Below are 20,922 nucleotides of genomic sequence, written 5' to 3' on the forward strand. Positions count from 1 at the left end.
TCTGATGGAGTGCGTGTTCAGTTCACGCGCTTCCAATCCTGACCGCGGCAAATCACGGCCACACATCCTTTGACGGTCAAAGTGTTGCCGGACAGGCTCATTTTCGACTTGTAGGTTTTGTCTGAATCGGCAGCCCAAATCTGACCGCCAGAGTACTTGCCGCCGCCGTCGGCGTTCATGTCCCAAAGCATGCGCTTACCGGCATGCTCATAGTTGGCCACTTCTGCGCCGGTTTCATCAAATGCCTTGGCGATGGTGCCGCAAATGTTGCTGCCGCAGGGGGCGACTTTGACGTGCAGATAACCACCGGTGTCGCCGGGTTCGGTTTTCCAGGTGCCAGCGGCGGGGTCTGCCATGGCTGCGCCTGCGCCTGCAACGACCATTGCGGCTGCGAGTGCGAATTTTTTCATAGGGATCCTCCACTTTTGTGGGAAAAGAGTGAGACAGGTGCCGATTCCGATCAACCCTGACTTGGGGGCAAGTTGCATTTCACCGTCATGCATGCCACATCGCGGTGACGCTTGGATGACTTAGACTGGAAACGTAAATGATCCTTTATCCCGCCATTGATTTGAAAGACGGAAACGCGGTGCGCCTTGTGCATGGCGACATGGAAAAAGAAACCGTTTTTAATGAAAACCCGGCGGCGCAGGCCTTGGAATTCGTGAACGCTGGCTGCGAGTGGATTCACCTTGTGGATCTGAACGGAGCCTTTGCCGGCGAGCCTGTAAATGCTTCTCCTGTCGAGGAAATTCTGAAACAAACTAAAGTTCCCGCGCAGCTCGGCGGGGGCATCCGCGACATGGACACCATCGCTCGATGGATCGACAAGGGGCTGGCGCGTGTCATCCTTGGCACCGTAGCCGTGGAAAACCCCGATCTGGTGCGTGAAGCAGCGAAAGAATTCCCCGGCAAGGTTGCCGTGGGCATCGATGCGCGTAACGGAAAAGTCGCAACCAAAGGCTGGGCCGAGGAAACCGACGTGATGGTCACCGATCTGGCGAAATCCTTTGAGGACGCAGGCGTGGCGGCGATCATTTACACCGACATCATGCGCGACGGCGCGATGAAAGGTCCGAATGTGGAGGCCACAGCAGCATTGGCAAACGCGGTTTCAATCCCTGTGATTGCCTCGGGCGGTGTCAGCTCGCTGGACGATCTGAGGGCGCTCAAGGCCTGCGGCGCCGAACTGAACGGGGCGATTTCAGGTCGCGCGCTCTATGATGGCGCGATCGATCTGGCCGAGGCACTTGAGGTGATGAAGGGATGAGGGTCGCGCGCCGCATATTCCTCGGAGTATTGCTGGTGGTGATCCTTGTCTGCCTTGCGCCGTTGGCGGCGTATCTTTGGTCGGAGTGGGCCGCGGAGCGCTGGGGCTGTGACTTCGGCCTCGCACTTAGTCAGGGTGGATGCGTTGTGGACGGTGTGGATCGCGCACCGGTCCTGATGCAAGCCTATTCAGCTGTCGCGCTGTTGGTTGTCACGTTACCGGTGGCTTTCATTGCAAGCCTTGCTGCGCTTATTGTGTTGGCCAGGAGGCCACAGCATGATGAGCCAAAGGAGCCGGAAACGTAGACGCCTGATTTATCGGGGACTGATCTTGCTGTTTGCGGTTTCTGTTTTGCCGGTCCTTCTGGTTGTTGCGTCTTCGCTGATTGCCAATGTCGCAGGCTGCACCCTTCACGAAGGATTTGTCACCGAGTGCGGCATCATTGGCGTGGACTTTGGGCCGTTGCTCCACTCCATGTTCACCTCTGGCTGGTTCTTTTTAATGACGGCACCTGTGGCGGTGGCTGCTTTGGTGGGGCTGGTGATCATGGCAGCAATAGACCTGTGGCGTCGCGCTTTTGCCCCGCGGGACTGAGGCGGTACAGCTGTGACAATGGGTCGGCTTGATCCATTCCCTTGCGGTAAGCACATTTGGCGCGCGAACAGGACAAGGACCATAGCATGACTGTGACGACCTCCCCTCTCCCGCCCTTCAGCGCGCTGCACGACCGATTTCGCGCCGGGGATTTCATCGACTGCTTTCGCGTAACAAGCGCCATGCCATTGCGCCAAGCCGCAGACACAATCGCAAACTTTCCCGGTTGGGCGCAGGCTCTGGTGGCTTTGCGCAATGTGATCGTGTTGCCAATGGGATTGACCGGTGCCCTGCCCTCCGACTTCAAGGGACAGGAAAAGATCGGGATGTTCCCACTGGAAAGCGAAAACGATCAGGAAATTATCGCCGGATTTGACGACAAGCACCTCGACTTCAGGGTCTCAATCATGCGCGACGGCGAAGACATCCTGCTGGCAACCTGGGTGCATAGGCATAACCTTTTGGGCCGGGTTTACCTCGCAACGATCATGCCGTTTCACATACTGATCGCGCGGGATGCGCTGCGTCGCGCGGCCCGCTGATTATTGGCCTGCGGCGACACCGGTCAACTTGCCGAGCGCGCCCGCCATTTTGCCAAGATATGCGGCGTCGTTGGCGATGGTGAGGTCATCCAGCATGTCGGTCGGGTTTTCATAGGCCAGCCAAACCTTGCCCTCTGCGTCTTGGTAAACAAGCACCTTGAGCGGCAGATAGAGGCCAGCAAGCGGATCATCCTGCATTGCCGGGGTGCCAATCTTGGGGCTGCCGAAGATCAGGAGTTGGGAGTCGCCAAGGTCCATATCGACGCTTTTGGCCCCTGCCCCGTGATCAATGCGCGCAAAAACCGCGACGCCGGCTTTGGTCACGGCGGCCTCAAGCGCGTCCATCGTTTCGGCCACTGATCCGGTGGCGGCCACTTTGACAATGTCGTCGTCCATCGCGGCCACAGGCATTGCAAAAGCCGCAAGCGCGGCGCAGGTGCTCAAAAAACGTTTCATCACAAACTCCAAAGCATCAAATCAGATGGCAACATGGTCTGGCGTCAGGGGCCATTTGTGAATAGACAAACGCGTGAAGTGCAAAAATAGGCGAGCGCATGCTGAAAACACGATTGATCCCCTGTCTGGACGTGGCCGACGGCCGTGTTGTGAAAGGCGTGAATTTTGTGGGGCTGCGCGATGCGGGCGACCCTGTGGAAGCGGCGCGCGCCTATGATGCGGCGGGCGCGGATGAGATCTGCTTTCTGGATATTCATGCAACGCACGACAATCGCGGCGTAATGATCGACATGGTGCAGCGCACGGCAGAGCAGTGTTTTGTACCGCTGACCGTGGGGGGCGGTGTGCGCACCGTGGCGGATGTGCGCAAGCTTTTGTTGGCGGGCGCGGACAAGGTGAGCTTCAACTCTGCCGCCGTGGCGAACCCTGACGTGATTGCCGAGGCTGCGGCGCAGTTTGGCAGCCAGTGCATTGTTTGCGCGATTGATGCCAAGACGATTGGGCATGATGAAAACGGCGTTCCGAACCGCTGGGGGATTTTCACCCACGGCGGGCGCAAAGAAGCGCTGGACAAAGACGGCAAGCCAATTGATGCAGTGGAATTTGCCAAGCTGGTCGTGGCGAAGGGCGCTGGGGAAATTCTGCTGACCTCGATGGATCGCGACGGCACCAAGGCGGGTTTCAACCTGCCATTGACCAAAGCGATCAGTGATGCGGTGAACGTGCCGGTTATTGCATCGGGTGGCGTGGGCACGCTGGACCATTTGGTCGAAGGCGTGACCAAAGGTGGCGCGAGCGCGGTGTTGGCAGCATCGATCTTTCACTTTGGCGAATTCACCGTGCAGGAAGCGAAGCAATACATGCACGATGCCGGTATTCCGATGAGGCTGACATGAATACACTGAATGAACTGGCGGCGACGATTGCCCAACGGGCGAAAGCTGATCCCGAGAGCAGCTGGACGGCGAAACTGCTGGCCAAAGGGCCGGAGAAATGTGCCGAAAAGTTTGGCGAGGAAGCCATTGAGGCGGTGATTGAAGCGGTCAAGGGCGACCGCGAAAAATTGACGTACGAAGCCGCGGACGTGCTGTATCACCTGTTGGTTATGCTTGAAGCGCGCGATGTGGCGCTGGAGGATGTACTGACGGAACTGGCGCGTCGTCAGGGATTGAGCGGCATCGCCGAGAAGGCTGCGCGCAGCTGAGGGATTGCCCTGAAGCAAACCCCGCCTATAGTCAGGCAAACCCCGTTTACGGAGCAGCCTGGATGGCGCGGCTACTGGCCTCATTTGTATTTATTGTTTTGGTGGCTTGCGGTGTTCCCGAAGACGCCAAAAAGCCGGACATTCCGGGGCTTGAGCAGGAAATTCTCGCACTTGGGGATTTTGTGTCGCGCGAAGAAGCGGCGCGTGTGGCCCGCATTTCGTACGAATATTCCCTGCAATTGCGCTCCGAGTATCAGGTCTCTGACCCGCCGCTCATTCACAACACCAAGGTCAATCAAGGGCTTCGTTCACGCGGTTTGTGCTGGCATTGGGCGGATGATCTAGAATCCCGCCTCCGGGCAGAGAATCTGCAAACCCTGAGCCTGCACCGCGCGATCGCGAACACGGACAATCTGCGGATTGAGCACAGCACCGTGATCCTGTCCGAGCGCGGCGAACCGATGCAAAGCGGCGTTGTGCTAGATCCGTGGCGGTACGGGGGCTACCTTTTCTGGGCGCCGATGGTCGAAGACACCCGCTACAATTGGAAACCGCGCAGCCAGGTGTTCAGAGACCGCCGCAACTAATTCGTCGGCCTTTATCGGGCGTTAAGGTTTTCTCGGGCAAGAGGTTCGCAGAAAGCTGTAACCCAACGATTCCCGCCATTGATCTGATGTACCGACCCTTCTGCGCCAAAGCTGTGAAAGCCTTGAAGGCTTACTATTGGCCCGAGCGCGACTCGGAGTCGACGTTTCTTGGCGCGCGAAACCGGTTGATTTGCAGCTTCAGCTTTGTGATTGGCGTGAATTCGTTTCTGCACAATATTCACCTATCGCTGATCAACTCCGGATTGCCGGAAACCGTTGCGACGCTCAGCATGGTTATTTCCGTGCTTTATTATTTCGTGCCCTCGGTCCTGCACCGGACCGGAAGCACCCGCGTAACCGCGTTGACGCTGATCTTCCTGCTGTCTGCACACACGAACATGGTGATGTATTTCGAGGAAAACCGCGTCTGGCTGAGGGAGGCATTTCTTATCGGTCCGCCTGTGATTGCCCTCTTGGTGATGGGTCCCAGACCTGCGTGGATCGTGACGGTCTTCACATTTGCGAACCTGTTTTTCTTCTCGTATCTGGGCAAACTGCCGGTTGAGAGCGCAGCGGTTCTGTCAATCGTGATCTGTGCCTTCATCTGGGGACTGTCGCTGTTTGACCGAGAACTCAACCGCGCGGAAAACAAATTGGTGGAATTGCGCCAGGAGGCGCAGGACGCCAACCACGCTAAATCGGAGTTTCTGGCCAATATGAGCCACGAAATCCGCACCCCAATGAACGGCTTGTCAGGCGTCTTGCAACTTTTGGAAGACACCGACCTGTCTCCGGAACAACGCGAGCTCATCCATATGGGACAAGCCTCTGGCATGACCCTTTTGCGGTTGATCAACGACGTTCTTGACTATTCCAAGATTGCAGCACGCGGCGTCACATTCGAACGTGTGCCCTGCGCCCCGTCTGAGTTGGCGCAACCTGCCGTGCACGCGCTTCAGGCTGGCGCAGAAACCCGTGGTCTGAAGCTGGTTTACCAACAAGAGAACCGCCTGCCCAAGTGGATTTCCGCTGACCCTGCACGGATGCAGCAAGTTGTCAGCAATCTCGTGAGCAACGCGCTGAAGTTTTCCAGCGAGGGCACTGTCACGGTTAATGTAGGTCGGGAAAACGACCTGATCCGAGTGAGCGTGACGGATCAAGGCATTGGCATGACCGAAGGCGCGCAACGACGGGTTTTCCGCAAGTTTGAACAGGCCAGTGCGTCGACCAACCGCAAATATGGCGGAACCGGCCTTGGGCTTGCGATTTCCAAAGAACTGGTGGAACTGCATGGCGGCGAGATCGGTGTTACAAGCCAACCCGGCAAAGGCAGCACATTCTGGTTCACGGTGCCGATCATCGAAGTTGAAGCACCCGTTCCGGCGGCCACACCTGCCCCAAGCGAGCCAGCAAATGTACCCAATGCACCCGGCGATCGGGAATGCCTGAAAGGGGCAAAGGTTCTGGTGGCTGAGGACACACGCACGAACCAGGTCATTGTTCAACGGTTTCTGCAGTCCATGGGTATCGAACCTGTGATCGTCGACAATGGTCGCGCCGCAGTTGAACATTGCACTCAGACAAAGTTTGACATGATCCTGATGGACATTCAGATGCCGGAAATGGATGGCCTCGAGGCCTGTGCCAGGATCAAAAGCGAAGGTGCGTTGAACGCCAGTACGCCGATGGTTGCACTTTCAGCCAATATCCTGCCAGAACAGACAGCAAGCTACATCAGCGCTGGCATGGCCGCCTGCCTTGGCAAACCATTCCGAAAAGCGGAACTTTCGGACGTGCTTGTCCGTCTGATTGAGCGCTGCACCGAGCGAGGCGCAGCCTAAAGTTTTGATGAGATGATGCCGGTGGCAAACCCGCCCATGCGCAACTCACCAAAGAGCCTTTGGTATTCGATTTTCGGGCACCGGTTCTGAATGACGTCCAAGCCCTTGGCTTCCGCCTTTGCCGCAGCCTCTGCGTTCTCCACGCCGATCTGCATCCAAACAGTTTTCAGCGACGGTAGATGCGCAATTGCGGCGTCGACAATTGGCGGCACAGCTTCGGACCTCCGGAAGATATCCACCATGTCCACCGGCGCGTCGATGTCGGACAAATCCGCGACAACGGTCTCCCCGAAAAGCATTTTGCCAGCATGGCCCGGGTTGACCGGGATTACCCGGTAGCCCTTCAGGGATAGATACCGCGCCACGTAGTAACTTGGGCGTACGGAATTCATAGATACCCCAATCACGGCAACAACTTTTGTCCGTGTGAGAATCTTTTTCAGGTTTGCGTCGGAATATTCCATGCAACGACGCTATCGGGTGTTGTGAAAAAAAAGAAGCGCCCAAACAACGTTTGGGCGCAAGTTCGGAACGAGGGACAGTGAAGCGAAACGCAGGGTTCCACGTCTGCGTTTCTCACTATGTTACGTAGGTGTTGTGACAACGGATTAAAGAGGCGCTCACTGCCGCGTGAACGGATCGCTCTTCAATCAAATATGTCTTCTATGAAGTCGAAAGCTTCCTCGAAGATCTTTTTTGCGAATTTTCTTTTGTTTTTCAGCTTCTTACGGGGCTTCTCAGCAGTCTTCCTTTGCGCCTTGGCACTTGCCGAACGATAGGCAACTTCCCGCTCAACTCGTTGTTTTTGCAAGGGAATGGACTTCAGTTCATGCAACGGTGCACCGCAAGAAGAGCAGGACAGCTCGTGGCGGCTGTCACCTCTCAACACAAGCGCTGCGCGTGTACCGCAGTAACAACAGGTCGCGATTTTCGATGCGCCAGGCAAGTCGGCCTCCTCTCAGGTTTTCTAGAACCTAGGGTGAGCTTCGGGAAATGCGAGAGTTGTTGGCGGATTTATCGGGGCAAAGATGCATAAAGCGCGACAGCCGCAGCGTTGGACACGTTGAGCGAGCCAAAGGCGCCGGCAAACTCGATCTTGACCAACTGATCTACCGTCTCCTTGGTTTTCTCGCGCAAGCCCGGCCCTTCGGCCCCCATCACCAAAGCAACCGGTTGATCCTTGCGGCCTTCCAACGCAGTTTCGATTGTCTGATCTGCCTCTCCGTCAAGACCTAGAACAAGGTAGCCCATGTTCTGCAATTCCGAGATGGCATCTGCCAAGTTGCGCAAACGTAGATATGGCTGACGTTCCAAAGCGCCGCTGGCCGTTTTGGCCAAGGCGCCCGTTTCCGGTGCCGAGTGGTGGCGGGTCCCGATCACAGCCAGCGCACCAAAGACTTCAGCGGAGCGCAGGATCGCGCCCACATTGTGCGGGTCAGTCACTCGGTCCAACAGAATGAGACGCTGTGGACGTTCGTCATCAGCAATGGCCCGGTCGGCCAAACGTCCCCAATCCAGAGGCTTAACTTCCAGCGCTGCGCCTTGATGTACGGACTGCGGGTCAAGAGGAGCGGTGAACTTGCGCGGGTCAGCCATTTCGGGTGTTATTCCCGCTTCGGCAATGGCATCTGCAAGTTTGTCAGCGGCATTTCTGGTCACGATAAGACGCAATTTTTCGCGTGCAGGATTCGTCAGAGCGTCGCGCACTGCGTGCAATCCAAAAAGCCAGACAGTTTCGGATGCGGCTTTGCGTTTTGCCTGCTCTTTTTCGACCACCCACTTGGGTTTTTTCATGGTCCAGACCCCTTAAAATGCTGAAGGGGCATCAATGCGATGCCCAGCCGCCATGTGCAAGATATTTTCTTGTTGACGCCCCCCACACATCAAAGTAATCAGCCCCTCACACCACGGTCGCAAGACCGAAGAAAGTGGGCGACAGGCCGCAAGGTGTGGCAGGGGACTGTAACTCCCTCGCGGAGACGCACGCTTGGTTCGATTCCAAGGTCGCCCACCACTTTCTCTCTTGAAATCAGCAACAAACACGCGCCTTTGCGCGGGCTTTTGCCGACAATTCCGCCCAAACGGCGGATGTTTCTGATTTGATAAAAATACGGGTGTCAATGGCCGTTTTCCGGTCACTCTCCTTTAGGTCTCATTAAGTCCTTTGCCCTACTTCGAGCCGCGATACACCCTCGGAGAAACCGCGTGGAATTCAGCCGTTCACACTTGAAAGCGCTGCTTTTTGTTGCCTTGGTCGCCTGCGTTGCCGCTGCGCCGTTCTTTGTGCATTTTCTGGGCAAGTCCAGCGCGCGGAACACTGCCAATGACAGCTACGAACAGGTACTGGATGGCGAATGGCACTTTGCATGGGGAGAGTATTTGTCTCCCGCGGCCGTCCTTGAGGCCTTGGCTGCAAACACTCTGGATGTGGTTTCCACCCCGTCAACCTGGGCCAGCCATTTGCCGCATGACTCTGCAAATCCGTACAATCACGGCATTGCCACTTATGCCCGCGAATTGCATCTTCCGGAAGACAAGGACATTTCCCTCGTTCTGCACGTTGAACGGATACCGGAAGCCTACGAGGTCTTTTGGGTTCCCAAAGGATCCCCAGACGCAGCAATACGCATCGCCTCCGAGGGCAACCTAACTGGCCCGGCAAAAGCCGCTTATGTCGACCTATCCCACCCTGTAAACGGAAGCGGTAAAGGTGTCCTTTTGATACACGTCCGCAAGGACGTTCTGGCTTGGGGCGGCTTTTTTAACCCGCCGCGCATCACAACGTCGGAAATCGACAACGTTAACCGCAAGCTCCAACGTATTTTTGACGGCTTTTGGACGGGCTGTCTGTTTTTTGCGGTTTTCCAGAACTTCTACCTGTTCAGTCTGCGCCGCAACGATTATGCGCCATTGCTGCTCGGAAACGCAGCATTGATCGTAATGCTGCACCTTGCTGCGTCATCGAACTCGCTCGAAGTCATTTTCGGCACTGGAGTTCACGTTCTCAGGACCAGGATCGAACTGCTGGCCACCGTTACAGTCGGGCCGATCCTGCTTTTGACAATCCGATACCTCATTCCTCCGCTGATCGGCCCCGTGCTCATGTGGACCATTGTCGGGTTCGGAGGCTTTGCAGGCATCTTCATTCTGGCGGCGCCCGCCGACCTGATGTCGTACTATCTTCTCGTCTATGAGGCCTTCCTGATCCTCGTTTTCCTGGTGATGGGCTACGGTTTGGGGCGGGCTATGCTTGACGGCAAACAAGGTGCTACGACATTGATGCTGGCGCTTGTTTTTATACTTTCCGCTGCGGTTCACGACATCATCGCGGCAGAAACCGGAAGCACACAGTACCGCATCACAGCAATGGCCATTTTTGTCTTTATGGCACTTTGCACATTGTTTGTCGGGCGCAAGGTTTCAATCGCCATCAGTCGCAGTCAGATGCTGGAAGAAGAAAAGGAAATGCTCAAAAAGCTGCACAGCGACGCAGTGAATTCGGCGCGGCGCGATCATCTGACAGGGCTGTTGAACCGACAGGCTTTTGATCATGAGTTCACCCACGCATGGCGAGCATCCAACGCCAAGGTCGAGCCGCTCTCGGTTGTCCTGTTCGACATCGATCATTTCAAACAAGTCAACGATACGTATGGGCACCCGATGGGGGACCGTGTACTGAAATCGCTGGCCGATCGATTGGCGGACTTCCCGATGCGTCGGCACGACCGTGTTTGCCGCTATGGCGGGGAGGAGTTCGCGCTCATTCTGCCAAACACACTCTTGGAAGACGCCTTGTTGGTGGCTGAAAAAATCCGCGAAGACGTGGCCGAGACTCCTGTGATCGACGATCCTGAATTTGCGTTGTCTGTAACTTGCAGTTTTGGTGTGGCATGTACGATCACAGCATCCGGATGCTCCGCCGAAAGCCTTCTGGAGCGCGCGGACGAGGCCCTTTATGCCGCAAAAGATCAGGGCCGCAACTGCGTCAACGGCGTTTACAGCCTCCAGCACCCGCAGTTCCCCGACATCTCCGCGACATGAATCGAACCATGACGGACGGTGCGACGGCAGCGTACGAATTATTGCGTAGAATTCACTTCACCAACCGAAGTTTTATCGCCTCTTAAGCTTTCGACCTTAGAACCCAATACAAGTACTAAATTGGCCGGAGCCGGTTGTTGTCATACCTGATACCTCACTTTACGCGCGTGCTCATGCTGGCACTGGCGCTCATATTGCCCATCAAGGCAATGGCCCAGTCCGACCTGGCAATTTTTGCTCCCGAAGAAGGCGACTCGCTGACTGTTCCTCTCCAAGGGGAATGGGGTTTCGCATGGGGCGAGCTTTTGTCTCCGATGGAAGCGCATAAAGCCTATACCGAGGGCACACTGGAGCGGGCACCGGTGCCCAGTCGCTGGCAGGACTTCATCCCCAAAGACCCGGAAAACCCCTATTATCACGGGGTTGCGACCTATGTCGCGCCGGTCGACGTACCGTTGACCAACGAACATCTTGTGTTGGCGATGAGCACGATCTCTGAAGCGTACAGAGTGTATTGGGTTCCTCTGGTTGGCCCACATTACTGGCACATGGTGGCAGAAGCCGGACATATGGAAGGCGAACCACAAGCCGCAATCCGCAACCAGGTGCATGACTTTCAGGGGCGTGGCAAAGGCCTCTTGGTGTTGCAGGTTCGCAAGGATGTGTTTGGTTGGAGCGGAATCAACTCTTGGAACGGGATTCTCAACAAGCCGGAGATCACAACCCGCGAAGCCAATCTTGCCGAACGGACACATCACGAGCTGATTCTCGGCATCGTGGTCGGCATCATTATGTTTACGATGGCGCAGAACTTTTTTCTCTATGGTCTGAACCCGAAAGACGCCGCCCCGTTCTATCTGGCTTTCGGCTGTTTGCTGATTGCCATGCGTGCACTCATTCTCTGGGACAAGATCGAGCTTTGGTTCGGCCCCGAATGGTTCGTCATCCGAATGCGGCTTGAGATGATGAACATCGTTTTTGCCACGACTATGTTGGTTGGCCTGAACCGCGCCCTATTGCCTGACTACTACCCGGCTTGGCTGATGCGGGCTGTCCTCACAGTCGTCGCGTTGTTGTGCGGCTTTATTCTGACCGCCCCGCCGGACATGATGAGCAATTCCCTCCCCGTCTATCAGGCCCATGCGCTCTTTGTTTGCGTCGCGTCGCTTTGGGGTATCGTGCGTGCAATTCTGGCCCGCGAACAGGGCGCGGTGTTTGCCAGCGTCGCACTTGGCACGCTGATTTTCGGAGCGTCCCACGACGTGGTGTCCGTCATTCTCACAGATTATGAGGTTCTGCTAATAGAGCATGCGTTCACGGCGACGATGGTGTTCTACACCTTCCTTATCGGTCAAAGGTTCGCGCAGTCCCAGCGCAGGGCCACCACCCTTATGGAAGAACGCGCGACCTTGCAGCGGATGCATCGTGCGGCTGTGAATTCTGCGCGCCATGATCACCTGACCGGGCTTTTGAACCGGCAGGCATTCGACCACGAGTTTGCGCTTGCGTGGGAAGGTATGGCCAAATCAGGCGAACCGATGGCGATGGTGTTGTTCGACATCGACCACTTTAAGGCTTTCAATGATACCCATGGGCACCAAGTTGGCGACATTGTTTTGAAGTCTCTGGGTGAAAGCTTGCGCAACGCCAATATGCGGCGCGCAGACAGCGTCTGCCGGTATGGCGGCGAAGAGTTCGCGGTGATCCTGCCGAACACCAACGAAGAAGAGGCTGCTTGCATCGCGGATCGGCTGCGCAAGGAAATTTCAGCCATGCGTGTTTCGACAGACGACGGTACGATCCTGCGCATCACTTGCAGCTTCGGTGTGGCGGAGGCTCGCAACCGGACAACCACCGTGAATGCGTTGCTCCGCAATGCGGATGACTCGCTATATGACGCGAAACGTGCCGGACGTAATCGGGTGCGCACCTACTCGGGGCTTGTTTCGCAACCCGCGGTCGCCTGACATTCAGACCCCCTTTATGTTGCGCTCCATCATCCGCTGGAAAAGCCTTGGGCTGAGCCGATTGACGAGCCACGACAGGCGGGCCACCCGTCCGACAGGGATCAAAGGGGTCCCTTTGGCGAGACCGCGTAAAATAATACGAGCGGCATCGTCCGGCGTCATGTAATCGATGCCGTCCGAAGCCGACCCGGGGCGCGCAATCCCATCTGTTTGACGTTCATCATTGCCGATGTTTGTCGCCACGAATGAAGGAGCAGCGATCAGTGTTCGGACACCAAACGCGCTTTCCTCGCTGCGTAGTGACCCGAAGAACCCTTCGAGCGCGTGTTTTGACGCCGCATAGGCCGCCCGTAAGTAAAGTGGTGCAAATCCAGCGACCGAACTGATGGCAAGGTGCGTCCCTTTGCTCGCACGTATGGCTTCCTGAAAGCCACGCGCCATTGCAACGGCAGCAAAATAATTTACCTCGAAAACCTTTCTGTGTGTGGCGTCGGGGGTTTCCGCAAAGGCTCCTATCTGCGTGATACCGGCATTGTAGATCACAAGATCAACTGAACTGGATGAGGCAAGGATTGAGTTGACCGCCGACGAAAGCTGAACTGAATCCGTAAGGTCGCAATCCACTGGTACCTGTGTTGCGGTTTCCTCCAAAGCGCTGGTGTCGAGATCGAGCAGAACCACGCGCCACCCGTCTGACTGGAGCCTGCGGCTCAATGCTTGTCCTAATCCGCCGGCGCCTCCGGAAATCACAGCGGTCTTCATAGGCCTACACTCTCTTTCCAGCTGTCAAATACCTCTCTGCTGGTCTTCTGAGGGACATACCCGAATTCCGACTTGAGCGCGGTGTTGTCCAGAACCGGTCGATACTGGAGAAAACCAACCTGCTCGGGACCATAGCGACTTAGCCCCAACGGATGAGCCACGCCCAGCGCCGCCTTGAGAGCCGCAGCGGGGACACGCAGGACTGGTTTTTGCAGAGTCTCGGCAAGGTCTCTGATCCCCATGGCCCCGTCACCGCAGACGTTGAAAATGCCGGTTGGTCCATCGGTGGCAGCCCGTGCGAGTATGCGGCCCAAGTCGTCGGTCCAGATGAATACGAACGGGCTGTCGCTGCCGCGGACGGCAAGCAGCCGTGGTTTGTGAAACAGCGCCGTGATCTGGTTATCGGTGCCCTGTCCCAACACGGTGCCGACCCGAAGGACGACCTGTTCCAACTCGGGGTGATCAGCGCGCGCATCGGCCAACATTTCTTCGACCAGCCGCTTATGGTGTGCATAGGCGAACTCTTCGTTGCCTCTGACAGGATCGTTTTCCGACAAAGGCACCGGATTGTCGGCGTGATAACCGTAAGCTGCTCCGGAAGAGGTAACGACAATACGGCGAGTACCTGCGTTAAGGGCAGCGTCAATCACATTGCGGGTGCCGGTCACATCCACGGCGTAGGCAAATTCGCGGGTGCTGCCTTTGGGAGGCGTCACCACCGACGCCAAATGCACAATCACATCAGGTTCGGTTGCGCCAATGACTTTCGCCGGATCATCTGTTGTTACATCCAACCGCTCAAACCGTGCGTTTGCGGGCAAGGCCGGCTTATGCAGATCGCATGCAATGACCCTGTGCGATGTGTCTGCCAGTACGTCCAGCAAGGCCTGCCCCACCATTCCGGCCGCGCCGGTGATCAGTATGGTGCTCATCGTGCAGCCTCCGTCCGGTTCATCAGTGCGGCCAACCCGATACCCGATATCGCGTGCCAGATTCCCCAGAACGCGGCCACAACAGCCATCCCACCCAAACCGTTGAAGAACCCGAAGATAAGGATCAACCCAAGTCCAGAATTCTGGATACCAGTTTCGATGGTGATGGCGCGCCGGTCATAAGGGCTGAGGCGGGCGAGTGTCGCAGTGACAAAGCCACCACCCAGCGCGAGCGCGTTGTGGATGATCACCAAGAGCGCCACCGCTCCGGCAAAGCTCTTGAAATAGTCCCAGTTGGACGCCAACGCTGCGGCAATGAAGGCGATAAAAATACCCATCGACAGGTATTGCAGCGGTTTGCGTAGCTTGGCGGTGATCTCAGGGCGCATGACGTTGAGGGTAATCCCGAGGATCAAGGGCAGAACCAGCATGAACCCGACGGTGATCGCGACGGACACAGGATCAATTTGCGTCGCCTGCAGGATTTCCCGCGTCGGTGCATAAAGATTGCCATAAAACGCAATGTTAAGCGGTGTCAGCAGGATCGCACCAACTGTGGCGAAAGCTGTCATGCTGACAGAGAGCGCCGCATTTCCACCGGCGCGATGAGTGATGAAGTTGGAGATATTGCCACCGGGACAGGCGGCGACCAGCATCAGCCCCAAGGCGATCGACGGTCGCGGCTGAACGAGCAACACCAGCAGGAACGTCAGAACAGGCAAAACGATGAATTGGGAAACCAAACCGGTGACAACGGGTTTGGGACCTTTTGCCAAGCGTTTGAAATCCGATGGCGTCAGATCAATCGCAATGGAGAACATCACCACCGCAAGGATACCGTTCAGCAGTGTCAGGCTCCCGGGGCTAAAGTTCAGAACGACCTCATCAAGGCCAGCGTATGCGGGAGTGCTCATGCTGCGCCCTCCCCGCCAAGCTGTTTGATCCAGCCGTTGACTGCCCCCCGATAGGTCGCTTTATCCACGTAGTACGCCATACGGGCGAGATCGAGGTACTGCATACCTCCCGTCGCACGTTCAAATCCTTTGGATTTCGCCGCTTGCAGCTTTTTCGCGGAGGCGCTGCCACCCTCTAGGCCCGTGATGTAACGCACGATCATCTCCGCTTGTTCGTGCCGCCCCTGCCAGCCGAGACCCGTCGCCTCGACCATGCCGAGCACAAAGAGATCATCACGGGTCGGGTGCATCGCATTCAGATAGAGATGCGGCGCATCGCCTTGCCAATTCAGCAGGTCTTTACGGATAAACGGATAGTGCAGTTTGTAGCCGGTCGCCGCGAGGATCATGTCGTAGTCCGCACTGCTTCCGTCTGTAAATCTTACGGTGTTGCCGTCCAACTCCTTGATGTCTGCCCGGATGCCGAGATCTCCGTGCCCGGCATGATAAAGCACCAGTGAGTTCACCACCGGGTGGCTTTCGTAGAGCTTGTAGTCAGGTTTCGGGAAACCGTATTTCTGAGGATCCCCGACAAACCATCGCAAGATCAGACTGTCGATGGGCCGCTTGAGCCACATCGGCAACTTGATCGCTCCGCCCATAGTATCGGCAGGTTTGCCAAAGACATATTTGGGCACAAAGTAGTATCCACGCCGCATTGAAAGATCACAGCTTTTGCCGTGGTGGACAGCGTCCACAGCGATGTCGCACCCCGAATTGCCGGCCCCTACCACCAACACCCGCTTTTGGGCGAACTGTTCGGGCTGCCGGTATTGACTGGCATGGATCAACTCGCCTTCGAAATGCCCCGGAAAATCCGGCATGTTTGGTTCCGACAGGGTTCCATTGGCAATCATCACACCGGCAAAGACGTCTTCATGCGCACCGTCCTGGTCCGTCCAGGCGACACGCCAGCCCTCTCCGTTGCCCCCCAAAGGGGTGACCTCGTTGACTTGGGCACCAAACCGGTAGTGGCGGCGCAAGTCGAAATGATCAGCAAAATCGCGGAAATAGCGCGCCATTTCCCTATGCGAAGGATACTCCGCCACGTCTTCGTCCATCGGGAAATCTGCAAATTCCGTCATCGTCTTGGATGATATCAGATGCGCGCTTTCATACATCGTAGAGCGCGGTGCATCGATATCCCAAAGCCCCCCGACATCGCTGTGCATCTCGAACCCCTGAAAGGCGACGCCCTGCTCTGACATTACTTTTGCCGCCGCGAGCCCCATCGGGCCGGCTCCGATCAGGGCAAACTTTCCGTTACCTGCCTTCAATTTCTGCTCTCCTCTTCCCACATTTAAATTGAACATCTGTACAAAATAAGGCAAGTGAAATTCATGGAACAGATTTTCTTACAGGAAAAACAACGGCAAAGAGCGCCCTCGGCGCGTGCGCTGGTGACTCGCGCCAAAGTTTTAGACGCAGCCGAACAGGTATTTTCACGCCACGGATTCGACGCGGCGTCCATGAGGGAAATCGCCCAGGAAGCCGGCGTTCAGGTGGCACTGGTGACGCATCATGGCGGGTCAAAAGAAGAGCTGTTCTGGCGCGTGGTTGCGCGACGCGCGGAAGAGTTGTCCCAGGCGCGTGTCGACGCATTGGAAGCACGCAGATTTCATGGCCCGCTGACCACCCCCGCCATTATTGAATGCTTCTTTGCACCCTATCTGGAGAAAGCGGAAACCGGTGGGCCCGGCTGGTTTGCTTATGCACGTCTTGTGGCAATCGTGTCTGCAGACCCACGATGGGAAGATCTCGCAAAGATCTGCTTTGACCCGACGGCTCAATTGTTCGTGGATGAGATCGCACGGCTCTACCCCGACACTCCGCCCCGCGCAATTGCAGCGGGTTTTGTCTATTCCGTATCAGGACTTATCGCGCTTTTGACGTCGGACTGGCGGATGCAGGCGCTTGGCGACGATCGCCGGTCTCTGGCGGCGCGGTTTGAGGAATTGATCCAGTTTTGTGCTGCCGGTCTTGATGCCGCAGCCAAGGCGGCGGCAAAGGACTAAGGCATTTTCACAGCATCTCTCTGAAAGGTCACAACGTCTGTACCCAGATCGTCATAAAGCAGTTCGACCTCGACCGTCTGGACAGAGCCGAGTTCCCGCGTCACGAAGACCGGCGTACCGTCGGGTATAGCCATAGCATTTGCGATATCTGGCGGACATTCGTCGATTGGGAAAACCTCTTTCTCGCCACCATTTACAGAGAAATGAACCTCGTAAAGCCCGCATCGCCAACTCACCAGGTGCGTGAAGTAAACGAGATCATGCCCGTCGAATTCCCGAACTCCGATCCAGTTACTTTTGGTGGCCTCTAGGATCGGGCGCACCTCACCAGCGGTCAGGAACTTGCCAGTTGGCGTCTGGTCCTCGGCTTCCCTGTGGTCGTCCCCGAGTGCTGAAGTAGCCAGCACTGTGATACACATTGCGATCGCTCCGAAGCGTCTCATCATAATACCTCCAATTCAAAAATTCAGTGTTTGCCGCCTTTTGCCGGAAGCACGGACATCCTATAGTCTGCGCAAATAACGTGCAGGGCAGCAGGCAGAATGGCAAGCAAAGCGCAGAAAAACGCGTCCTTTAACATCGTTGTCGTGGGTCAGTCGGGCCGGCTTCAATACGAAGCGGCCCTTTTCGCCGCGTCCCTTCGTGAGAAATCGTCCAAGTTCTCCGGTCGTCTTTTTGTTGCCGAGCCTCAGCCGGGACCGCTCTGGTCCAAAGACCCGCGCATTTCCAATCCGGACGTGACGCAGTTGCTCAAACAACTGGGCGCAGAAATGCTGCCGTTTGAAAACCGGTTTTTCGGTGAAGCGTATGCCTATGGCAACAAGATCGAATTGCTGCGGGAAATGCCTGCAGGCGAACCGTTTGTGTTTTTTGACACCGATACGCTGATCACTGGCGAAATCACCGACGTGCCGTTTGATTTTGACCGTCCGTCGGCATCTCTCAAGGTCGAAGGTAGTTGGCCTGAGCCGCCGCTTTACGGGCCGCAGTACACCGGTATCTGGAAATCGCTTTACGACAAGTTCGGGATCGAATTTGAAAGCTCGCTCGATCTGACGCAGCCAGATGAATACTGGCGCCGTTATCTCTATTTCAACGCCGGCTTTTTCTACTATCGTTGTCCTCACGAATTCGGTGTTCGGTTTGAAAAATACGCGGTGGAAATCCGCAGCGATCCGCCTGAGGAGTTGGCCTGCCAGTCACTTTCACCTTGGCTGGATCAGGTTGCCTTACCTTTGGTTATCCATGAACTGGGTGGCGGGCGTGATGCCTTGCCTTCTGGCTATCTTGATGGCTCCGTAAGCACACACTACCGCCTGATGCCTCTCATGTACGCGCGAGAAAGCGACCTTGCGATCGAAACGCTGGAAGAGGTCACTGCGCCGAACAAGGTCAAGAAGGTTCTCAAGCAATATGACCCGTTCAAGCGGATGATCTATCAGGGTCGCGGACATAAGGCCCGAGCCTTGTTTGATCGCGAAAACCTCCCGCGCCGTGAGCACGTCATCCGCAACACCCTGAAGCGCAACGGATACTGGCTGCGCTAGAGCCTTCAAACCAAAACAGTGGTCTGCACTCCGGATAAAACGCGGGAAAGCGGTCCGTTTTGCACAAGCGCCGTTGCACCCTGCCGTCTCTCCCCCTAACACTTGTCTCCGACATTTTACGGGAGGATTTTCCAATGACCGACGGCCCGAGCTACGGCTTTGACACGTTGCAAATTCACGCTGGTGCGCGCCCCGATCCGGCGACCGGCGCGCGTCAGACGCCGATCTACCAATCTACTGCGTACGTGTTTCGCGACGCTGAACATGCGGCAGCGCTGTTCAACCTTCAGGAAGTTGGCTACATCTATTCGCGCCTGACCAACCCGACCGTCGCGGTGCTTCAGGAACGCATCGCCACGCTTGAAGGTGGCGTCGGAGCGGTATGCTGCTCTTCAGGGCATGCCGCACAAATCATGGCTCTGTTTCCCCTGATGCAGCCGGGCTGCAACGTTGTGGCCTCTACCCGGCTTTATGGTGGCACCGTCACGCAGTTCAGCCAGACCATCAAACGCTTTGGCTGGTCGGCAACGTTTGTGGACTTTGACGATGAAGCGGCCGTCGCGGCTGCGATCGACGAAAACACCCGCGCGGTGTTCTGTGAATCCGTAGCCAACCCCGGCGGTTACATCACAGACATTCCCGCGATTGCCGCAATAGCCGACAAGGCCGGCGTTCCGCTGATTGTCGACAACACTTCCGCGACGCCGTACCTCTGCAACCCGATCAGCCTCGGCGCCACGCTGGTTGTGCATTCGACAACCAAATACCTGACCGGCAATGGCACCGTTACAGGTGGTTGTGTGGTGGACAGCGGGAAGTTTGACTGGTCCGCATCGGACAAATTCCCGTCGCTTGCCGCCCCCGAACCTGCATATCACGGTTTGAAATTCCATGAGACCTTCGGGCCGCTGGCCTTTACGTTCCACGGCATTGCCATCGGTCTGCGTGATCTGGGCATGACGATGAATCCGCAGGCGGCGCATTACACACTGATGGGCATCGAAACGCTATCGTTGCGCATGGAGCGGCACGTGCAGAACGCCGAAACCGTAGCGGGATGGCTGGAAGGCCACGAACACGTAGACTATGTCACTTACGCCGGTCTGGACAGTTCGCCTTACAAGTCGCGGGTTGCTACTGTTTGTCCCAAAGGCGCAGGCGGTCTATTTACCGTTGCTTTGAAAGGCGGCTACGAGGCTTGCGTCAAATTTGTAGACAACCTCGAAATCTTCAGCCACGTCGCAAACCTTGGTGACGCCCGCAGCCTGGTGATCCATTCGGCGTCGACGACGCACCGCCAGTTGACACCCGAGCAGCAAGAAGCGGCTGGCGCAGGTCCGAATGTTGTTCGGATTTCCATCGGGATCGAAAACAGCGAGGACCTCATCGCAGACCTTGATCGCGCGCTGAAAGCGGCACATCGCTGACGCCCGCTTGGAGCAATGAAAGACGCCCCGGACTGGCTTTCCGGGGCGTTTCAAGTTTTAGCCTTCGATCTCAAAAACCATTGTGACCCTCGCGGTCAGGCTGACTTCGCCCGGCGCGATCGGCACGGCATCCGCCATAGCGGCCCGCATCATTTCCGGTCGCGGCGATCCCTGTCTAACCTCCGAGATGGTTACAACCTGACCCAACTTCACCCCAGCTGCTTCCGCATAAAGTTCCGCTTTGGCACGGGCGTCTCCTATGGCCTCCTTGCGCGCCAGGGACATTGCCAATTGAGGATCCCGCAAGCCAAATGAGATACCGCCAATGTCGTTTGCTCCGTTCTCGACCAACGTGCCCAACACTTCGCCGACACCCTTAATGTCTCTTAGTTTGATGGTCAGGGAGTTGCTGGCATTGAACCCGAGAAGCAGTGGACGCTCATCTCCATCTCGATTGCGATTGTATACGGGATGAAGGCCAAGGTTGCTGGTCTGGATGTCGCGGGCTTCAATCCCGTCCTTGGTTAGCGCCTCGATCATATTGCCGACGACATCCCCGACGTTTTCCATGGCCATCTGGGCCGATGCCGACCGGTGAGAGACCCCAACAGTGATGACTGCCTGATCCGGCATTTCTGCTGCTATACCCTCGCCGACAACGGTGATCGTGCGCTCCTGCGCCGCAACAACGCCGGCCGAGACACTGGTCCAAATCATCATACATATGGCTGCCAATCGCATGACACGCTCCTATTTGTTCAACAGTCGGCAACAAGCATGTGAT

The 20,922-nt window shown here is 56.6% G+C and carries 24 protein-coding genes and 1 tRNA gene; 14 read left to right on the top strand and 11 right to left on the bottom strand.

What is annotated here, in order from left to right; all coding sequences use genetic code 11:
* Positions 1 to 17: 17 nt before the first annotated feature.
* On the bottom strand, positions 18 to 410 hold the full coding sequence (locus tag BXY66_RS10250; protein WP_132860009.1) for a DUF2147 domain-containing protein: 393 nt from the start codon (positions 408 to 410) through the stop codon (positions 18 to 20).
* Positions 411 to 547: 137 nt separating this feature from the next.
* On the opposite strand from BXY66_RS10250, the gene hisA reads away from it, so the two are divergent.
* From hisA to BXY66_RS10270, 4 genes are all read left to right on the top strand, one after another.
* A complete protein-coding gene (gene hisA / locus BXY66_RS10255) occupies positions 548 to 1,270 on the top strand; it encodes a 1-(5-phosphoribosyl)-5-[(5-phosphoribosylamino)methylideneamino]imidazole-4-carboxamide isomerase (protein WP_132860010.1) in 723 nt (240 codons plus the stop codon).
* Positions 1,267 to 1,575: a hypothetical protein gene (locus BXY66_RS10260; RefSeq protein ID WP_132860011.1), complete on the top strand. Its 309-nt coding sequence runs from the start codon at positions 1,267 to 1,269 to the stop codon at positions 1,573 to 1,575. The genes hisA and BXY66_RS10260 overlap by 4 nt, the downstream gene beginning before the upstream one ends.
* On the top strand, positions 1,547 to 1,864 hold the full coding sequence (locus BXY66_RS10265; protein ID WP_132860012.1) for a hypothetical protein: 318 nt from the start codon (positions 1,547 to 1,549) through the stop codon (positions 1,862 to 1,864). Before BXY66_RS10260 ends, BXY66_RS10265 begins: the two co-directional genes overlap by 29 nt.
* Positions 1,865 to 1,950: 86 nt before the next feature.
* Entirely contained in the window at positions 1,951 to 2,406 is a 456-nt protein-coding gene (locus tag BXY66_RS10270; RefSeq protein WP_132860013.1) for a DUF2867 domain-containing protein, read from the top strand.
* Here BXY66_RS10270 and BXY66_RS10275 read toward each other — a convergent pair whose 3' ends face one another.
* Positions 2,407 to 2,862 (bottom strand): DUF302 domain-containing protein, encoded by a 456-nt coding sequence (locus BXY66_RS10275; protein ID WP_132860014.1) that lies wholly within the window; start codon positions 2,860 to 2,862, stop codon positions 2,407 to 2,409.
* Positions 2,863 to 2,960: 98 nt separating this feature from the next.
* Between BXY66_RS10275 and hisF the strand changes: the two genes are divergently transcribed.
* The 4 genes from hisF to BXY66_RS10295 all read left to right on the top strand — a co-directional run bounded on the left by hisF (position 2,961) and on the right by BXY66_RS10295 (position 6,494).
* Positions 2,961 to 3,758, top strand: coding sequence for an imidazole glycerol phosphate synthase subunit HisF (gene hisF, locus BXY66_RS10280; protein ID WP_132860015.1), 798 nt, complete (start codon positions 2,961 to 2,963; stop codon positions 3,756 to 3,758).
* Positions 3,755 to 4,066 carry a phosphoribosyl-ATP diphosphatase gene (locus tag BXY66_RS10285; protein WP_132860016.1) on the top strand — a complete coding sequence of 104 codons (312 nt, stop codon included), beginning with the start codon at positions 3,755 to 3,757 and terminating at the stop codon, positions 4,064 to 4,066. The genes hisF and BXY66_RS10285 overlap by 4 nt, the downstream gene beginning before the upstream one ends.
* A 62-nt stretch (positions 4,067 to 4,128) precedes the next feature.
* Positions 4,129 to 4,653, top strand: coding sequence for a hypothetical protein (locus tag BXY66_RS10290; protein ID WP_132860017.1), 525 nt, complete (start codon positions 4,129 to 4,131; stop codon positions 4,651 to 4,653).
* A gap of 86 nt (positions 4,654 to 4,739) precedes the next feature.
* Positions 4,740 to 6,494, top strand: coding sequence for an ATP-binding protein (locus BXY66_RS10295; RefSeq protein ID WP_132860018.1), 1,755 nt, complete (start codon positions 4,740 to 4,742; stop codon positions 6,492 to 6,494).
* Here the strand turns inward: BXY66_RS10295 and BXY66_RS10300 are convergent.
* From BXY66_RS10300 to rlmB, 3 genes are all read right to left on the bottom strand, one after another.
* The gene (locus BXY66_RS10300; protein ID WP_132860019.1) at positions 6,491 to 6,958 is read right to left on the bottom strand and encodes a CoA-binding protein; all 468 of its coding nucleotides are present in this window, start codon (positions 6,956 to 6,958) and stop codon (positions 6,491 to 6,493) included. The genes BXY66_RS10295 and BXY66_RS10300 overlap by 4 nt on opposite strands.
* A 182-nt stretch (positions 6,959 to 7,140) precedes the next feature.
* Positions 7,141 to 7,440 (bottom strand): hypothetical protein, encoded by a 300-nt coding sequence (locus BXY66_RS10305; protein WP_132860020.1) that lies wholly within the window; start codon positions 7,438 to 7,440, stop codon positions 7,141 to 7,143.
* A gap of 68 nt (positions 7,441 to 7,508) precedes the next feature.
* Positions 7,509 to 8,288 (bottom strand): 23S rRNA (guanosine(2251)-2'-O)-methyltransferase RlmB, encoded by a 780-nt coding sequence (gene rlmB / locus BXY66_RS10310; protein WP_132860021.1) that lies wholly within the window; start codon positions 8,286 to 8,288, stop codon positions 7,509 to 7,511.
* Between the two features lie 136 nt (positions 8,289 to 8,424).
* Here rlmB and BXY66_RS20465 point away from each other — a divergent pair.
* The 3 genes from BXY66_RS20465 (at position 8,425) to BXY66_RS10320 (ending at position 12,502) form a co-directional block, all read left to right on the top strand.
* A tRNA-Tyr gene (locus BXY66_RS20465) sits at positions 8,425 to 8,508 on the top strand.
* A gap of 191 nt (positions 8,509 to 8,699) precedes the next feature.
* Positions 8,700 to 10,535 carry a sensor domain-containing diguanylate cyclase gene (locus tag BXY66_RS10315; protein ID WP_132860022.1) on the top strand — a complete coding sequence of 612 codons (1,836 nt, stop codon included), beginning with the start codon at positions 8,700 to 8,702 and terminating at the stop codon, positions 10,533 to 10,535.
* Positions 10,536 to 10,672: 137 nt separating this feature from the next.
* A complete protein-coding gene (locus BXY66_RS10320; protein WP_132860023.1) occupies positions 10,673 to 12,502 on the top strand; it encodes a sensor domain-containing diguanylate cyclase in 1,830 nt (609 codons plus the stop codon).
* A 3-nt stretch (positions 12,503 to 12,505) separates the two neighbouring features.
* Here BXY66_RS10320 and BXY66_RS10325 read toward each other — a convergent pair whose 3' ends face one another.
* From BXY66_RS10325 to BXY66_RS10340, 4 genes are read right to left on the bottom strand one after another with little or no spacing between them, the layout of a single operon-like run.
* Positions 12,506 to 13,264, bottom strand: coding sequence for an SDR family NAD(P)-dependent oxidoreductase (locus tag BXY66_RS10325; RefSeq protein ID WP_132860024.1), 759 nt, complete (start codon positions 13,262 to 13,264; stop codon positions 12,506 to 12,508).
* Positions 13,261 to 14,196 (bottom strand): SDR family oxidoreductase, encoded by a 936-nt coding sequence (locus tag BXY66_RS10330; RefSeq protein ID WP_132860025.1) that lies wholly within the window; start codon positions 14,194 to 14,196, stop codon positions 13,261 to 13,263. The genes BXY66_RS10325 and BXY66_RS10330 overlap by 4 nt, the downstream gene beginning before the upstream one ends.
* The gene (locus BXY66_RS10335; RefSeq protein ID WP_132860026.1) at positions 14,193 to 15,110 is read right to left on the bottom strand and encodes a bile acid:sodium symporter family protein; all 918 of its coding nucleotides are present in this window, start codon (positions 15,108 to 15,110) and stop codon (positions 14,193 to 14,195) included. Before BXY66_RS10335 ends, BXY66_RS10330 begins: the two co-directional genes overlap by 4 nt.
* The gene (locus BXY66_RS10340; RefSeq protein ID WP_243694342.1) at positions 15,107 to 16,426 is read right to left on the bottom strand and encodes a flavin-containing monooxygenase; all 1,320 of its coding nucleotides are present in this window, start codon (positions 16,424 to 16,426) and stop codon (positions 15,107 to 15,109) included. The genes BXY66_RS10335 and BXY66_RS10340 overlap by 4 nt, the downstream gene beginning before the upstream one ends.
* Positions 16,427 to 16,489: 63 nt before the next feature.
* Between BXY66_RS10340 and BXY66_RS10345 the strand changes: the two genes are divergently transcribed.
* Entirely contained in the window at positions 16,490 to 17,164 is a 675-nt protein-coding gene (locus tag BXY66_RS10345) for a TetR/AcrR family transcriptional regulator (protein ID WP_132860027.1), read from the top strand.
* On the opposite strand, the gene BXY66_RS10350 is transcribed toward BXY66_RS10345, so the two are convergent.
* Positions 17,161 to 17,607, bottom strand: a complete 447-nt coding sequence (locus BXY66_RS10350) for a hypothetical protein (RefSeq protein ID WP_132860028.1) — start codon at positions 17,605 to 17,607, stop codon at positions 17,161 to 17,163. The two genes, BXY66_RS10345 and BXY66_RS10350, sit on opposite strands and share 4 nt — an antisense overlap.
* A gap of 99 nt (positions 17,608 to 17,706) precedes the next feature.
* On the opposite strand from BXY66_RS10350, the gene BXY66_RS10355 reads away from it, so the two are divergent.
* Together BXY66_RS10355 and BXY66_RS10360 are read left to right on the top strand one after the other, a co-directional pair.
* Positions 17,707 to 18,711, top strand: a complete 1,005-nt coding sequence (locus BXY66_RS10355) for a hypothetical protein (RefSeq protein ID WP_132860029.1) — start codon at positions 17,707 to 17,709, stop codon at positions 18,709 to 18,711.
* A gap of 134 nt (positions 18,712 to 18,845) precedes the next feature.
* Positions 18,846 to 20,138: an O-acetylhomoserine aminocarboxypropyltransferase/cysteine synthase family protein gene (locus BXY66_RS10360; protein ID WP_132860030.1), complete on the top strand. Its 1,293-nt coding sequence runs from the start codon at positions 18,846 to 18,848 to the stop codon at positions 20,136 to 20,138.
* Positions 20,139 to 20,195: 57 nt separating this feature from the next.
* Here the strand turns inward: BXY66_RS10360 and BXY66_RS10365 are convergent, their stop codons facing one another.
* Entirely contained in the window at positions 20,196 to 20,879 is a 684-nt protein-coding gene (locus BXY66_RS10365) for an SIMPL domain-containing protein (protein ID WP_132860031.1), read from the bottom strand.
* Positions 20,880 to 20,922: the final 43 nt, after the last annotated feature.

Source organism: Shimia isoporae, from assembly GCF_004346865.1.
Classification (GTDB): Bacteria; Pseudomonadota; Alphaproteobacteria; order Rhodobacterales; family Rhodobacteraceae; genus Shimia; species Shimia isoporae.